Origin of the sequence: Patulibacter sp. NPDC049589, from assembly GCF_040675535.1 — a bacterium.
In the GTDB taxonomy this organism is placed as follows: Bacteria; Actinomycetota; Thermoleophilia; order Solirubrobacterales; family Solirubrobacteraceae; genus Patulibacter.
Genome location: NZ_JBFAPC010000020.1, coordinates 19,682 through 36,255 on the forward strand (window position 1 = coordinate 19,682; position 16,574 = coordinate 36,255).

Sequence of the window (16,574 nt, forward strand, 5' to 3'; positions counted from 1 at the left end):
CCGTCGCTGCCGCGGCTACGCGACGCGCTGGAGCATCGCGCATCCGGCCGGTGGCGGAGAGGGGTCGCGTTCGCTCACGTCCCGTTGCTGGCCGAACGGCGCTTGCGGTTCGTCGCACGACCCAGCATGCTGCGCCGTGTTCCCTGACACCCGCGCCGTTCCCGGGCCCGGTCGTCGAACCCACCAGGAGACCGCACGATGGACCAAGAGTCTTGCCGGGCCCGCGCCACCGAGCGCGAGGCTTGTCAGATCACGGGGAGTGCCTTCGACCCTCACAGCGTGTCGATGGAGCCGGAGCCGGAAGGGAACGCATGGAGGCGCTGATCGGCGCGTTCGCCCTGCTCGTGGGCCTGGGGGTCGGCTGGCTCGTCGCGACCCGGGCGAGCGGGAGCGAGGAGCTGCGCCGCGAGCGGGATGCCGCCCGCGCGGACGCGGAGGGCAACGCCGCGAAGGCGACGGCTGAACGGGAGCAGCGTACGTCCGCGGAGACGGCCTTCCGCGAGACGATCGCGGGCCTCAAATCCGATCTCAACGCCGCCCAGAAGCACGAGGAGCAGCTGCGCAACGCGATGGAGTCGGTCTCCGGGACGGTCCTCGAGAAGACGACGAAGCAGCTGCGCGCCGAGTTCGACGAGCAGCGCAAGCGGGACCGTGAATCCGCGACGACGGAGCTCGACCGGCGGACCGAGAAGATCGAGGCGCTCGTCAAGCCGGTCGGCGACAAGCTCAAGGCGTTCGACGCCAAGGTCCAGCAGGCCGAGAAAGCTCGCAGCACGCTCGACGGCTCGTTCCTGAAGCAGCTCGAGACGCTCGGGCTGCGGGTCGAGGACCTCGGCAAGCGCACCGGCAGCCTCGTCGACGCGCTGCGCAAGCCGAACGTCCGCGGAGCGTGGGGCGAGCTGCAGCTGCGAAGCGTCATCGAACGCGCGGGGATGAACGCCTACTGCGACTTCACCGAGCAGACCACGGTGACGGACGGCGACGGTCGTCGGCTGCGCCCGGACGTCCTGGTGCGCCTCCCGGGCGACAAGCTCATCGTCATCGACGCCAAGGTGCCGCTCGACGCGTTCCTGGCCGCGCAGGAGGCGGAGACGGAGGAGACGATCGCCGTTGCGATGGCCCGGCACGCGCGGCAGGTGCGCGAGCACATCAAGACGCTCGCGACGAAGCGCTACCAGGACCAGTTCGACAACACGGCGGATCTCGTCGTGATGTTCCTCCCGAACGAGGGCATCTACCACGGCGCCCTCGACGCCGACCGGGACCTCTTCGACTACGCGGTCGACCAGAGCGTGCTGATCGCGACCCCGACGACGCTCGTCGCGCTGCTCCGGGCGGTGAACTACGGCTGGACGCAGGAGCGCATCGCGGTCAACGCTCGCGACATCGCGCAGGCCGGCACCGAGCTGCACAAGCGGCTCGTGAGCTTCGTCGAGCACTTCACCGGTGTCGGCAAGAGCCTGAACACCGCGGTCTCGAAGTACAACGCGGCGGTCGGCTCGTTTGACGGACGCGTGCTTCCGCAGGTCAAGCGCCTGGAGGAGCTCGACGCCAAGAGCGCGAAGGTCCTGCCGGAGCCGGCCGGTGTGGAGGAGACGGCGCGGGAGGTTCGCGCGACCTCGGGGCTCGGGGCGGGGGCGGACGACGTCTGAAGCCCACGAGCCCCTACGGGCCCACCACGCCGCCGGCGACGCCCTCGAGGTCGAGATCTTGACGCAGCCCGCCGTCGATCTGGCGCTCGTGCACGATCGGTGCCGCTGGTGCAGCAGCCCGTACAGGTCCGCAACGTCGGGGAGCACCCGCACGTCGACGTGGCCGTGACCGTGCCGCTGCACGGGACGCGACGTCGGAGGGCCCTCGGCGACCGGGACCCGGAAGGACCCTCGCCGACCGGCGCGCAGACGCCGTCCCGGAGGACGCGCTCGCCGTCCCCCGGCGCCCCCGGGAGGGGATCGGCACACGCGCCCCCTGGCGTGACCCGGGGTCGCGTGGCGACGAGCGTCGTCGCCGGAGAGCCTGCGCCGCTCGTGGCCCTATATTCCGCCTGATGTCCTCCAAGCGATCCCGTGGCAATCGCTCGCGCGCCGGTTCGTCCTCTCGTCGGGCGAAGCGCCGCCAGGGCCACCCGGCGAGCCAGACCGAGGCTCGGCGCCGCGGCGAGGAGGAGGCGCGCGACGCGGCACGCCGGGCGACGGCCCGCCGCGACGGGGCGCTCGCCGGCGATCCGTTCGGCGGCGACGCGTTCGGCGGCGGTGGCCTGGGCGGGGACGCGGACCTGCAGCAGACCACGGCCGCGGTCGCCGCGGGCCTGCGCCGTGCCGCCGCCCGCGTCGACGGCCCGCTCCGCGGCGCGCTCCTCGGGTCGGAGGTCTGCGAGCCGTGGGCGACGGACACGAGGGTCGGCCCGGACGGTCCGGAGGCCGACATCGGCATTGCGCTGGTGCGCGAGACGGCGTCGTTCGCGGATTCCAGGGCCGTGGCGGCCCTCCGCGCGCTGGAGCTGGGCGCGACGGAGCGGACGGCGACCGCAGCGGCCCGCGCGGCCGAGGTCCTGGTCGCCGACGGCCAGCCGGACCCCGCGTGGTACGCCGCCTCGCGCGGCCTGGCGCCGGTGGCCGCGGGCAGCCTGACCGAGGACCAGTTCGACGACGGGCGGACGATCCTGATCGAGTTCGCGGGGCCCGCGTACGAGGCGCACACGATCGGCGTGTACGTGGACCGCAACATGGGCGGGCTCGCGAAGGACCTGCTCGTCGGCCCGCCCCTCGCGCAGCTCCAGGCTCAGATTGCCGCCAATGCCGATCACCCGGACTTCGGGTCGCTCCGCTTCGAGCGCATCGACCTGGAGGACGCCCGCCGGCGCGCGACGCTCGCGATGGCGCGCTCGCTCGTGACGGTCGATCCGCCGTTCGGGGAGGACGTCCCCGTGCTCTGGGGGCTCGTCCTGCAGCGTTTGAGCCTCTTCGACGGCGAGATCCCGCCAGAGGCCGTCCGCGACGATCGCGACGTCGCGTCCGTCGAGGAGCGCGACCGGCTGTTCGAGGCGTTCTTCGCGTCGCCCGGGGCGCCGGACCGCGACGACGCGTCGGCGACGATCGTCGCGTCGGCGATCGACTTCGCGGCGGACTACGCGGGCGGCGATCCGGCCCGCTGGAGCCCGGTCGTCGTCGAGATGTTCATGGTCGATTTCCTGCCGCGCAAGGCGACCTTCGGGGACGAGACGTTCGCCCGCCTGCCCGACGTCCTGCGATCGTGGGTCCGCTTCGCGGCGGAGCAGCGCGGAGTGGGCGCCTCGGCGACCGAGGAGGCCGTCGCCTCGGTGGGCCGGTGGGAGGACGAGCTGCGCGCCGCGGTCGCGGACCAGGGCCGCTGGGGCCCGGCGAAGGCGATCGGGATGGCGATGCAGGAGGCCGGCGTCGACCTGACCGACCAGGCGGCGATCGACCGCTTCATCGCGGTCTACAACGCCTCGCTCCCCGCGCCGGAGGACATGGCGCCGCCGCACCTCGGGGCCGGCCTGGACCCCGAGATCCGCCGCAACCTCGAGCGGGCCGTCGCCGCGATCGAGCCGGTCGACGCGCGCGGGCCCGGGCCGTCGACCCTGGAGCCCCTCGATCTCGCCGTGCTGCGCGTGCCCGTCGCCCTCCGGGAGGCCGCCGGCGAGATCGTCGCGCACACCGACCGGGTCGCGCTGCAGGCACTCGACGCCGCCTACGCCCGCATCGCCCGCGAGATCGTCGCCCGGCTGGCGCGCAAGCGCCCGTCGCCGCTGGCCCGCGGCCGCCGCGAGATCTGGGCCGCCGGGGTGCTGCACGCCGCCGGCACGATCAGCGGCCTGGCCCAACGTGGCTCCGAGCCGTACCTGACCGCCGACGGCCTCGCCGCCGCCACCGGCGTGCCGAAGGGCACGATCACCGGCAAGTCCGCCCGCATCCGCGACGAGCTCGACCTCCGCACCGGCGACGCCGCGGTGACGCACCCGTCGTTCAACGACCTGCCGTGGTACTTGCGGAGGCGGTGAGGGCCGGGGCCGCGAGGGGCGATCGGACGCCCGCGAGGGGCGATCCGCCGCTCCCGTCGCGACGGGAGCTCGCGACCGTCGGCGAACCACTGCACGTCGGGCCCGAAGAACGACGAGGGACCGACGGGGGTGTCCACGGGCAGGATTCGGAGGAACGGGCGATCCGCGGTGACGGAACCACCCCGGAATCGGGCCGACGGCGTTCCGGAAGGCCGCACCCTTCGATCGCGTGATCTAGGCGGCCTGGTCCTCCGCGCCCGGCACCCGGATCACCACGTCGCGCTGCGGTCGCTCGATGCCGAGCTCGTCGGACGCGTCGCAGAGCACCCGGTACATCGCGTCCAGCGCCGCGCAGCCGGCCTCGTCGGGGAACTCGACCATCGGACGGCGCCGCGACACGAAGGCGTTCCGCACGGCGTCGGCGATCGGGACGAAGCGGTACCGGTTCTCGCCGCCCACGTAGATCAGCGCCCGGCCATCGCCGGTGACGTGCAGGAACGAGCGGGATTCCAGGTGCCGGTAGACGTGGACCCGCGTCCCGTCCTCGAGCCTGAGGTCCCCCATCCAGGTGAAGAAGTCGGCGAGGGTCTCGGGCCGAAGAGCGGCGTAGAGCACGTCCCACGACGGATCGTCGCGCGCCTCCAGGAACTCACCGTGGACGATCTGGTCTTGCGAAGCGGACATGCCGGGAGTCTGCGGGCGGGGCCTGTGTCGTCACCAGGGGGAAACCGTGCCAAATGTGAGGCCAAACGATCAGACGTGTCCCACGGCTCGGAACGCCCGATCTCGGCGACGTCCTTCCCCGACCCGTGGAGGGCACCGAAGGTCTCGGCGACGTTCGTGATCTCCGCCACGCGCAGGGCCGCCGCATCGCTCGTCAGACCGGCGCGGCGGACGAGGACGTCTTCGAGCTCGGTCAGGACGCCCGTCGAGATCCGCACCTCGAACGCGTCCTCGCCGGCGAGCCCCAGGAGGACGTCTCGAACCGCCGGTGGGTAGAGCACGCACGTGTCGACGCGAACGCGCAGCAGGGCCACCCGCGGACGGTATCCCCGTCCGCGGACAGCCTCGGCGGCTCAGCGGTAGTCGTCCTGATCCAGCGCGGCAAGTGCGTCGAGCGCCGCCTTCCGCGGGACTCGGCGCGCATCGTGGAACCGCGACACCTCGCTGGCCCGCACGCGCCGGTGCGTTCCGACCCGTTCGAACGCGACCTCGCCGTCGTCGAGCAGCTTGAGGAGGTGCGTCCGGCTCACGTCGAGCGCGACCGCGGCTAGGCGGGTCGTCATGAGCGGGTCACCCAGGGCGAGGGTGACCTCGCCGCCCGCGGCGAGCGCGTCGACGACCTGCCGCAGGGCGAGGAAGATGCTCGGGGGGATGGCCAGGCGCTCGCCGTCCGGGACACCAGCTCGGCCGCAGCGGAGTCGTCCAGCGACGCCGCGAGGCGCTGGACCTGCTTGAGCTCCTGCGGTTCGGCGCTGACGGGGACGGTGGTGCCGGAAGACACGATGGATCCTGTTCCTTGGACGGGGTCGGGTCGCTCGACGCCGTCCGATCAGGGAACCATATGCGCAGAGTCGGCGATCAAGTGCCACAAGTGCCACGCCGCTTCGGCCTCGTCCGACGACCGGGGGACCAGGCATCTCTCGCCGTGCTGGCAACGGCATCGGTCTGTGCGGCGGCTTACGACGACGGCATCGCCCTGTCGATCAGAGCGACCGGATCTCGTGTCCCGTCTTCTGCAGCACCATGGCCTGCGGCCCGGACGCAGCGAGCATGGCGCTGACGGCCGGCCAGCTGACGGCGAAGCAGCGGAACTTCTCCCACATCGGGAAGTCCGCCCGACTCAGCGCGAAGAGCGTCCCGCCGGCGGCCTTCAGCACTTCACGCTCAGGGCCCTGCTGCAGGATCGACTTGTCCTGCGTGAGGATCGCCCACCCTCGGGCCACCGCGTCCTCGATCCACCACTCGTCGCCCTCCTGGGCGATCTGCATCGCCGGATGGACGTCATGCTGGAAATGCGCAGTGATGCCGTGAGATCCGGTGAAGATGCTGATCGCGTCAGTGACCCGGCGACCGACGCCGTTCTCGACGTAGAGGTCGGTGATCACGCAGCGGCGTGCTGCAGGGCGGCCTCGACCTCGGCCGTCGACGCACCCGTGTCGTAGGCGATCTCGTCGACGCCGAGGCCCTCGGAAGCACGGGAGACGATGGCGTCGATCCGCACCGCGGTCTCGGCGGTGACCGGCCGTCCCGCCGCGAGGCGCGAGTCGATGACGATCGGGACGTCGCGTGAGACGACCCACCAGCGCTGCGCGAGCTCCGACGCGTAGTCGATGTTCGCGGTGGCCTGTGAGACGACGTCCTCGATCGTGGTCTGCCCGGCTCGGGTGGCGTTCACGAGCAGATCGTCGTGCTCTTCGGAGAACCGCGTGAACAGCTCGCCGCCGTGGACCTTGAAGTCGACCGTCAGCAGCGGCCGATCGACCTGGAGTTCGACGGCGCAGTAGTCGAGGGCCTTCCGGATCGACTGCAGCGCCGCGTCGTCGCGATAGCGGACGAGCATCTGCAGCTCGAGCAGGTTGAGAAACGAGAGCGGGAGCGACTCCGGGGTCCCGTCCATGCGGATCAGCGGCGGGTCGATGACCGTCGCGCCCTGATGGCGGCGAGTGTGCCCCGCCGTCCAGCGCTTCACGGTGCTCCCCGGCCGTCCGACCAGCTGTCCGGCGGCGGTGAAGGAGTAGCGCGGCGTCTTGGCCCGCTGTTCGATGCGTTCATCCACCCTGACCCGAGTGTAGAGCGGCATTTCGCTGCCGCGGCACTCGCCACAGATTCGGCGCAGAGCCCCGATCTCCCGCGCGGACTCACTGCGACCCGTGGCCCGGACCCCGAGACCCTGCGCATCCCCCCCCATCCGCCGACGGCCCTTGAGTTCGGCGTCAGATCAGACGATGCTCGACCGACCGTCCCTTTGAGCCCGCCACCGCCCGGCGCCTCGAACCCGTTCCCCAGGAGCCTGCAGCCATGGACCACGAGCCCCTCTGGGCCCGCCACCACGTCGCCGTCGACGGCCTTGAGGTCGAGGTCCTGACGCAGCCTGCCGTCAACCTGGCGCTCGTCCACAACCGGGTGCCGCTGGTGCAGTCCGTGCTGGTCCGCAACGTGGGGGAGCACCCGCAGGTCGACGTCACCGTGACCGTGTCGCTGCACGGGCAGGGGATCGAGCTGTCGGACCCATGGGTCCGCACGATCGACGGGGAGCTGACGCCCGGTCAGGAGCTGGCCTGGAGCGACTTCGGCGCCGTCCATCCGTCCCACGAGCACCTGGCCGGCCTGAACGAGAGCCATCCCGCGACGCTGCGGGTCGTCGCCTCGCGGACCTGGGGCGACGACGTCGAACTCGCGATCCCGGTCGACGTCCTGGCCGCCAACGAGTGGTTCAACGCACCGATCTTCTTCTCGTCGCTCGCGGCGTTCGTCCAGCCCAACACGCGCGCCGTGAACGCGGTCCTGGACACGGCCGCCGAGATCCTTCGCAAGGAGACGAAGGACTCGAGCCTCGGCGGCTACCAGAAGGGCCCCGAGCGGGCCGCCCAGATCGCGGCGGCGATCTACGCCGCGCTGCACCGGCGGGGCGTCCGCTACATCGACCCGCCGGCCTCGTTCGAGGACTCCGGCCAGAAGGTCCGGACGACCGCCCAGGTCCTCGACGACCGTTTCGGCACCTGCATCGACCTGGCCGTCTCCTACGCCGCGTGCCTCGAACAGGCCGGCCTGTATCCCGTGGTCTGGCTCGTGAAGGGGCATGCGTTCGCGGGCTTCGTGCGCGACGGCGAGGGCGGGGGCCTGCCGCAGGCGGTGCTGACGGAGCCCAACCAGCTCGTGAACCTCGTCGAGTCCGGCGTCGTCGTCCCGCTCGAGGCCGCGTACTACAGCGACGAGCAGGACCACGGCTTCGCCGGGGCGGTCGCGATGGCGAAAGCCCGCTTCAGCGACCCCGACGCCCTGCGCGGTCTGATCGCCGTCACGTCCGCCCGCCACGACGGCATCCGCCCGCTGCCGAGCCACGACGAGCTCGCCGAGATCGACGCGCCGACGGAGGCGAAGCCGGCGGCCGCCGCCGCGAACCCGCTCGACCTGCCGCCCGAGCTGCGGACCGCCCACACGGGCGACAACGTCCTGCTCGACGTCAGCGACGACGCCCCGCCGCGCGTCGTGAAGTGGAAGCGCTCCCTTCTCGACCTCAGCACCCGAAACCGCCTCCTGAACCTGCGGCCGTCCGCACAGGTCCTGGACCTCCACGTCCCGGCCGGCGCACTCCCGCTGCTCGACGACCTGGTCCACGCGGGAAAGACCATCCGGCTGCGCCCGCAGGACTCCCTGAGCGACGTCCACCAGCTGCAGGGCGCCCGGCGTGCGCAGGATGTCGACGCCGAGGTGATCACCCGGCTGCTCCGCGAGGACCACACGATCCACGTCGCGGTCACCCAGGCGAAGTACCAGAACGGCCTGCGCGGTCTCAGTCGCGCCGCCCGGACGATGTTCGAGGAGACCGGCAACTCGAACCTCTACCTGACCTTCGGCGCGCTGGTCCACAAGACCACCGGCGGCAAGGAGGCCCGAGCCCCGCTGTTCCTCATCCCCGCCCGGATCGAGGGCGGCAGCGGTCGGAGCGAGTTCCGCGTCACCGTCGACCCGTCCAACGTCGCGACCCCGAACCACTGCCTCGTCGAGTGGCTGCGGCTGAAGCACGAGGTCCGCATCGAAGCCCTCGAGCAGCCGCGGCTCGACGACAGCGGCATCGACGTCGCCTACGCGCTCTCCGCGATCCGCGCCGCGTTGCTCGAGCACGCGCTCGACTTCCGGATCGACGAGGTCGCGAGCCTCGCGATCTGCCAATTCAGCACCTTCGGGATGTGGCAGGACCTCGAGCGCTCGTGGGACGTCCTCCAGCGCAGCCCGATCGTGCAGCACCTCGCGCTGCACGCCGGCGACTCGTTCCAGGACCCGGCGGGCGACGGCGTCGACATCGCGCTGCAGGAGGTCGACGAGACCGAGGTGGCGGTGCCGATCCCCGCCGACGGGTCGCAGCTGCGCGCCGTCGCGCTGGCCGCCGCCGGCCGGACGTTCGTCCTCGAGGGACCGCCCGGCACCGGCAAGTCACAGACGATCACCAACCTGATCGCCCACGCGCTGGACCGCGGCAAGAGCGTGCTCTTCGTCGCCGAGAAGCAGGCAGCGCTGGACGTCGTCAAGCGGCGCCTCTCGAAGGTCGGGCTCGAGCACTTCACGCTCGATCTCCACGGCAAGGACCAGCAGCCGGCACTGATCCGCCAGCAGCTCAAGCGCGCGATCGACAACGAGGCGAGCTACGAGCGGCGCGGGTGGGACGCGAAGCTCGCGACCTTCCGCGGCCGGCACGCGCCCCTGGCGGAGTACCCCGACAAGGTCCACGCGAAGAACGGCCTCGGCTACTCGCTGTGGGGCGCCGTCGAGGGGCTCCGGCAGTTCGGCGAGGGACCGTCGGCCCCGGTGCCGGCGTCGTTCGTGCTCGACCCGCCGATCGCCGACGAGGAGGTCCGCGGCGCGCTGCAGAACTTCGCGCGGTCGTCGCGCGCGACGCGGCTGGCGGCGGGCCACCCGTGGGCGCTGGTCGGCCGGGTCCCTGATGACCTCGACGCCGCGGCGGCGCGCACCGCGATCGCCGCGCTCGCGTCCGCGCTTCAGGAGCTCGAAGCCGACGCGGACGGGCAGCGCCTGGCCGGCCTGGTCGGCTCGCCCCGCGAGCTCGCGACGATCCTCCCGCAGATCCGCGAGCGGCTCGACCACGAGGCGTTCGGGTCCGCCGAGCTCCAGCGGGTCCGCGCTCCCGCCTGGCGCACGGCCCGCGCGGGCCTCGTCGACGAGCTGGTCCGCTTCCAGGAGCAGCACGCGACGGTGCTCCAGCTCTTCACGCCGACGTTCCTCGAGGACGGCGACCTCGCCGGGCTGGCCGGCTTGGCGGACGAGGCGCAGAAGGGGCTGTTCGGCAAGAAGAAGCGGGCCGAGCGGTTCGACCAGGCCGTCGCCAGCCTGCTGCTGCCGGGGAAGGACCTCGATCCGGAGCAGGTCGACGGCCTCGTCCTGGCGGTCTCCGGTGCGCGCGACCACGCCAAGCGCCTGACCACGGAGGCGCGGGACCTCCTGCGCGACGCGACCCCGAGCCACTGGACGCCGCTGCGCCCGGACGCCCTGGCGCGCCTCACCACCGCGCTCGACGACATCGACCGCGCCGTGGCCTTCGCCGACGCGCACCCGGACCTCTGGGTCCGCCTGGAGGAGCACGGCGCCGCGAACGCGTCGTCCGTCCGCACGCTCGAGACCGTGGCGGCGGCGACGGACCGGTGGCTGGCGCTGCTCGGCACCGACGACGCCGACCTGACCCGCTGGACCAGAGACCGCGCGTGGACGGACGCGTTGCGCGACGACCTCGCCCACTGGTCGGCCGAGGTCGCGGACGGGGGCGACGTCCCGATCCGCCGCTGGGCGCAGATGGTCGCCTTCCTCGATCCGCTCCGCGACGCGGGACTGGACGAGTTTCGCGAGGCGCTGCTGACGGCGAGCCTGCCGGCGGAGGAGGCCGAGGTCGCGTTCCTGCGCGGATCGGCCACGGCATCCGTCCGCGAGCGCCGCGCCGTCGGCGGGCTCGACGTCTTCGACGCGGCGCTGCGGGGCGGCGAGATCGAGGACTTCGCGACCGCCGCGTCGGCACTGCGCGAGGAGCAGACCGTCGCCCTGCCGGCCGCATTGATCGAGCGCCGGTCGTACCAGGCCGGTCGCCTGGCGGGCCCGGTCGGCGAGCTGCGCCGGCAGCTGGACGCGAAGCGCAAGGGCGCGACGTTCCGGCAGCTGATCGAGCGCTACGGCGAGGAGATCCTCGAGGCCACCCCGTGCTTCTTCGTCAGCCCGACGTCGCTCGCGCAGTTCGTCCCGCCCGGCTCGGTGACCTTCGACCTGGTCGTCTTCGACGAGGCGTCGCAGGTGACCGTCCCGCAGGCCATCGGTGCGTTGGGCCGCGGCCGCTCCGCCGTCATCGTCGGCGATTCGCAGCAGATGCCGCCGACGTCGGTCGGCAAGGTCTCGATGACCGGCGCGGGGGAGGAGGACGAGGAGGACGCGCCGCCGGAGGATCTCGAGAGCATCCTCACCGAGTGCGTCGAGTCCGGCCTGCCGCGGCTGTGGCTGTCGTGGCACTACCGCAGCCAGGACGAGTCGCTGATCGCGTTCTCGAACCAGCACTACTACGAGGGCAACCTCGCGAGCCTGCCGTCGCCGGGCGGCGACCCGACCGCCGGCGTCGAGCTCCGGCGCGTGCAGGGCCAGTTCGACCGCGAGAGCACGGGCGGCGACCTGCGCACCAACCGCGTCGAGGCCGAGGCGATCGTCGCCGAGATCCGCGAGCGGGTGGCCGATCCGGCCCTCGCCGGCCAGAGCATCGGCGTCGTCACGTTCAACGCGCAGCAGCAGACGCTGGTCCAGAACCTGCTCGACGATTGCGGCGATCCGCTCGTCGCCGCCCAGCTGCGCCCCGACGCGACCGAGGGGATCTTCGTCAAGAACCTGGAGAACGTCCAGGGCGACGAGCGCGACGTGATCCTCTTCTCGACCGCGTTCTCGAAGCGGCCCGAGGGCGGCCCCCTCCCGATGAACTTCGGCCCGATCACGAACCAGGGCGGCGAGAAGCGCCTGAACGTCGCGGTCACCCGCGCCCGCCGCAAGGTCGTCCTCTTCACCTCCTTCGACCCCGCCGACATCGACCTGGCGCGCACCTCCTCCCGCGGCATGGCCCACCTGCGCGCCTACCTCGAGATGGCGGTGGGCGGCGCCACCCCGACCGCGTCCCACCACCGCGCCCTGGTCGGCCGCGACGAGATCGGCGAGCACATCGCCGAGGCACTGCGGGGCCGCGGCTACGAGGTCGAGGCGAACTACGGGCTGTCGGACTTCTCGCTGGACCTGGTGGTGCGGGAGGCCGACGTCGACCGCTGGCAGGCGGCGATCGTCCTCGACGGCCCGGGCTGGGCGAAGCGCCCGACGGTGGCGGACCGCGACCTGACTCCGGGACTGCTCGAGCTCCTGATGGGCTGGGGCTCGTCGCTGCGCGTCTGGCTGCCGGAGTGGCTGGACGACCCGGAGGGCGTGCTCGACCGGGTCGACGAGGCGATCGCGGCCGCGAAGGCGCGGGCCGACGAGGAGCGCCTGCGGCTGGAGGAGGCCGCCGCCGAGCAGGAGCGCCTGATGGACGAGGCGCGCCGGCGGGCCGAGGAGGAGGCTGCGGCGGGCGACGAGGACGAGGACCTCGACGACGAGAACCCGGTCGAGCTCGAGACCTATGTGCCGGCGAACGATTCCGCGGAGGTCGGAGACCTCGACCCGCATGTGCCCGAAGTCGCCCCTGAGCCCGACGAACCGGAGGAGTCGGCTCGCCAGACCGATGTGGTCTACGCCTCGAGCCTCGCGGCACCGCCGGCGGTCTCGCCGGCGATCGAGGGAGACCCGCTGACGATGGCAAGCCCGGTGGTGCGCGACTGGACCGCCCGCGGCGAGGAGTACGTCGAGGAGCTCGCGACGCCGCTCGGCGAGCGCGCCGACCTGGACCGCACGAACTCGCGCAGCGTCCGCGCGACGATCACCGCGGCGGCCCGCCGAACGGTCGAACAGGAGGGCCCGATCGCCACCGAACGCCTGGCCCGCTCGATCGCCCGCCGCTTCGGCTTCGACCGCGTCCCGGGCGTCCGCCAGCGCTTCATCCTGGACCTCGTCCCGCCGGACCTCATCCACCCCTCCGACCTGGGCGACTTCGTCTGGCCGACCCAGCTCGACCCGACCACCTGGCGCGGCTACCGCACCACCCCGGCCGACCTCGCCCGCCCCCTCTCGGACATCGCACCGGAGGAGATCGTCAACGCGATGGCGGCGGTCTGCGCCCGCTCGCCGATCCGGGACGACGAGCAGCTGTTTCGGGAAACGCTGGCGGTGTTCGGGCAGAAACGTCTGACGACCACGAGCCAGTCGCGGCTGGAGCGGTGCCGAGACCTGGGCCTGTCGACTAGCAGGCTGATGCACGATGGCGACCGGTTTCGGCCTGGCGCCTGACCGGCCGAGCGCCGCGAGTGCGAAGCCGCCCTAGCACGAAGAGATTGACGATGACCGACACGACGAAGACGCAAGGGTCGAGCGGGATGAGCGCGGTTCTCTTTGGAATCGGTGGACGGCGCTGTCGGGAGGACGTTGGTGAACCACCTCTCGTCGGGGAGGCGCGCCATCTGAGTTCATCCGAGCGCGTGCCGGTCGACAAACGCGAGCCTTCACGACCGTCTCGGGCTCCAGGTCAGGACCGCTATGTGTCCGGAGTTCTAGTGGCGCCCATCCGATTTCGTCGTCACCGTCAGAACAGCGCGTAGGATCACGACCGTGATGTGGAAGGGGCGTTGTCGCCCAGTAAGGCTCGTGCTAGGGAGTACCAGGAGTATGAACAGGGAGGGCCCATCGCCCGCCGAGATCGCGTCCCCGCAGCGGGCTGCGGCTCCGCGGTTGCAGCCGGGCAGAACAAGAGATCGGTCCGCACGAGAGACGGCTTTGGACATCTGATGCCCCCCACCGCAACCCTCGGTCCCGACCTCGACCTCATCGCCCCTGGCAGCCGCGTCATCGTCCGGGACCTCGAATGGCAGGTCCTCGAGATCGAGCGCCAGGCGATGGGTACTCGCGCGATCGTTCGCTGTGTCGGTCGCTCCGAGCTCGTCCGGGACCAGCCGGCGTCGTTCTACTCGGACATCGACACGATCGAGCCCGAGGACCCGACTAGGACGACGTTCCGGGTCGACACGTCCGCGAACGGCATCGAGACGCGGCTCGTCCTCGAGTCCCTCGTGCGCCGGACCCCACTGCCGATATCGCACACGGCCCTGAGCGTCGGGCACAAGATGCTCGTCGACGAGCTGCCGTACCAACGGGAGCCGTTCCGTGCCGCGATGGCGCAGCTGCAGCCCCGCCTGCTCGTCGCAGATTCCGTCGGTCTCGGGAAGACGATCGAGGTCGGGATGCTCCTGGCCGAACTGCAACGCCGTGGCCGTGCGAACCGCGTGCTCGTCGTCGTGCCCCGTCACATCCTCGACCAAGTGCAGCACGAGCTCTGGTGTCGCGCCGGCGTGCCCCTTGTCCGTCTCGACTCGGACGGCATTCAGCGGCTGCGCCAGAAGATCCCCGCCGGCCGGAACCCGTTCGCCTACTTCAACCGCGTGATCGTCTCGATCGACACGATCAAGAGTGCTTCCAGGTACCGGCACCACCTCGAGAAGGTCCGGTGGGACGTCGTCTGGATTGACGAGTCTCACAAGCTGGTCAACCAGGGGACGTTGAACAACCAGCTGGCACACGTCTTGGCCCCGAATGCGGATGCGCTCATCCTGTCCTCCGCGACGCCGCACAACGGAAAGCCGGAATCATTCGCTGAGTTGATCTCGCTGCTGGATCCAACGGCCGTCGCCGATCCCGATCAGGTGACCGCGGGCGACATCGAGCATCTGGTCGTTCGACGGCATAAGCATTCGCCGGACGTCGAGGCGGTCATCGGGGACAGGTGGGCAGAACGGGCCGAACCTACGCCGATCACTGTGGTTCCAACGGCCGAGGAGGAGGCGCTGTTCGCCGAGCTGTCCTCCACGTGGGTCGGTCCGGAGACGAAGGCACCCTGTTCGGACCCGCTGTTCGCGTGGACGTTGCTGAAAGCCGCCCTGTCGTCTCCGGCTGCGCTTGCAGAGTCCATCGAGAACCGTCTCGCCAGGCGCAGCTCGTCGGCGCTAGAGACGCCTAACCGGCCGGTGTCCGACGCCGAGGACGAGGCTCTTCGTCGCCTCTGGGTGCTGGCGCAGGCGGCCATGGTTGCGGGCTCAGCGAAAGTCGCAGAGCTGGTGTCCGTCCTGAAGAACATCGGTGTGGGAAAGCGGAAGCCCGTGCGCGCGGTCGTGTTCTCCGAACGCATCAGGACACTCGACTGGATCGCCGAGGCAATCAGGACCGAGCTCGGGATGTCCGCGGACCAGGTTCAGACCTTCCACAACTCGAAGTCGGAGGACGAGCAGCAGCGGGTCATCGAGGACTTCTCGATGGCGTCGGCGAAGATCCGGGTCCTCGTCACATCGGACATCGCGGCCGAGGGTGTGAACCTGCACCACCAGTGCCACCACATGGTCCACGTCGACCTTCCCTGGTCGCTCATCACGCTCGAGCAGCGCAACGGCCGCATCGATCGATACGGGCAGCTCCATTCCCCGGAGATCCGCTACTTGGTGTACCAACCGGCGGACGCCGAAGTCGCGTCAGACATGCGGATCGTCTCGCGTCTCATCGAGAAAGAGAACGCCGCGCACCGGGCCCTCGGTGATGCAAGTTCGGTTATGGGGCTGCACAGCGAGGGGGCGGAAGAGCAGGCCATCGTCGCCGCGCTCCGGCGCCGCACGAGGGAGGATCGCGAGGCGGCGCTTGAGGCAGCTGCACCGGACATCGACGCATTCGATCCGTGGGCGTTCGCGGGGCTCTCGTCGGCTGACGGAACGGGTGACGGCGAGACCTCGGCCGCCATCATGCCGCCAACCGTGCTGGTGGAGCCCGCGCCGTCCCTGTTCGAGGGAGACGATGACTTCCTCCGTCGCTCCGTTGATCACCTGCTCACGCTGGACCCGTCGCCGATCGGGTCTCGGGCAAAACTCAGCTGGGAGGAGGACGACACGGTTCTCTCGTTCAGGCCGCCGGACGATCTGATGGACCGCCTCAAGGGACTGCCGCAGTCGTATCTTCGCCAGCGCAACCTCGCCGAGCGGCTGAGGCTGACGGCGGACACCGAGGCGGCCAACCGCTCGCTCGAGGACGCGGTGGGACAGCGAGCGGCGTCCGGGGATACCGGAACCGCGTGGCCGGAGATCCACCACCTAGGCCCCCAGCACCCGGTGCTCGAGTGGGTCGCAGACAAGCTGCTCTACCGGGTCGCCCGGAACGAGGCGCTTGCCCTCGCGTGTGCGGTGCGGGAGCCGGCACTGCTCGTCTCCGGGGTGTGGTCGAACAAGCTCGGCGAGCCGATCGCCGCCGCGTGGTCTGCGGCCACGGTGGAAGACGGCCTGGTGACCTTCGAGGATCTGCATGCCGCACTCGCCGAGGCGGGCGTGCGCCATCGGATGGTCGCTCCGGCATGGGATGGGGATCCGCAGGACCTCCAGGCCCTGGTCCCGACCGTCGTTCGGGCCATGCAGGCGCGACTCGCCGACGACCTCCGACAACCTCTCGAGGACGTCACGAACCGCCTCGAACAGACGCGTCGCAGACTCGAGGGCTGGCAGTCCGAGGCCCGGAGAATCGCGACCGGCATCAAGTCTGAAGCCCATCGACGGCGTCGTTTGGACGACGTCGAGCTCGTGTCGCGACAGATCGAGGGGCTCATCGCCGACAACACCCCGGCGGACGCTCCCCTGATCCGGGTCGTCGGAGCGCTCGTACCCAGCTCGACCGGAGGAGGCTGAGT

The 16,574-nt window shown here is 71.3% G+C and carries 8 protein-coding genes; 4 read left to right on the forward strand and 4 right to left on the reverse strand.

Translation table 11 applies throughout. The features are described from left to right. Positions 1-311: 311 nt before the first annotated feature. Both rmuC and AB0L40_RS05910 read left to right on the forward strand, forming a co-directional pair. Entirely contained in the window at positions 312-1,652 is a 1,341-nt protein-coding gene (gene rmuC, locus AB0L40_RS05905) for a DNA recombination protein RmuC (RefSeq protein ID WP_364350626.1), read from the forward strand. Positions 1,653-2,047: 395 nt separating this feature from the next. Then, positions 2,048-4,021 carry a DUF6398 domain-containing protein gene (locus AB0L40_RS05910; protein ID WP_364350629.1) on the forward strand — a complete coding sequence of 658 codons (1,974 nt, stop codon included), beginning with the start codon at positions 2,048-2,050 and terminating at the stop codon, positions 4,019-4,021. Between the two features lie 234 nt (positions 4,022-4,255). Here AB0L40_RS05910 and AB0L40_RS05915 read toward each other — a convergent pair whose 3' ends face one another. From AB0L40_RS05915 to AB0L40_RS05930, 4 genes are all read right to left on the reverse strand, one after another. Further along, entirely contained in the window at positions 4,256-4,705 is a 450-nt protein-coding gene (locus AB0L40_RS05915) for a hypothetical protein (RefSeq protein WP_364350632.1), read from the reverse strand. A 392-nt stretch (positions 4,706-5,097) separates the two neighbouring features. Next, on the reverse strand, positions 5,098-5,307 hold the full coding sequence (locus AB0L40_RS05920; protein WP_364350635.1) for an excisionase family DNA-binding protein: 210 nt from the start codon (positions 5,305-5,307) through the stop codon (positions 5,098-5,100). A gap of 420 nt (positions 5,308-5,727) precedes the next feature. Then, on the reverse strand, positions 5,728-6,129 hold the full coding sequence (locus AB0L40_RS05925) for a hypothetical protein (protein WP_364350638.1): 402 nt from the start codon (positions 6,127-6,129) through the stop codon (positions 5,728-5,730). Next, positions 6,126-6,800 (reverse strand): hypothetical protein, encoded by a 675-nt coding sequence (locus AB0L40_RS05930; protein ID WP_364350641.1) that lies wholly within the window; start codon positions 6,798-6,800, stop codon positions 6,126-6,128. Before AB0L40_RS05930 ends, AB0L40_RS05925 begins: the two co-directional genes overlap by 4 nt. Positions 6,801-7,042: 242 nt before the next feature. On the opposite strand from AB0L40_RS05930, the gene AB0L40_RS05935 reads away from it, so the two are divergent. Both AB0L40_RS05935 and AB0L40_RS05940 read left to right on the forward strand, forming a co-directional pair. Beyond that, positions 7,043-13,153 (forward strand): DUF4011 domain-containing protein, encoded by a 6,111-nt coding sequence (locus AB0L40_RS05935; protein ID WP_364350644.1) that lies wholly within the window; start codon positions 7,043-7,045, stop codon positions 13,151-13,153. A 494-nt stretch (positions 13,154-13,647) separates the two neighbouring features. Next, positions 13,648-16,572, forward strand: a complete 2,925-nt coding sequence (locus AB0L40_RS05940) for a DEAD/DEAH box helicase (RefSeq protein ID WP_364350647.1) — start codon at positions 13,648-13,650, stop codon at positions 16,570-16,572. Positions 16,573-16,574: the final 2 nt, after the last annotated feature.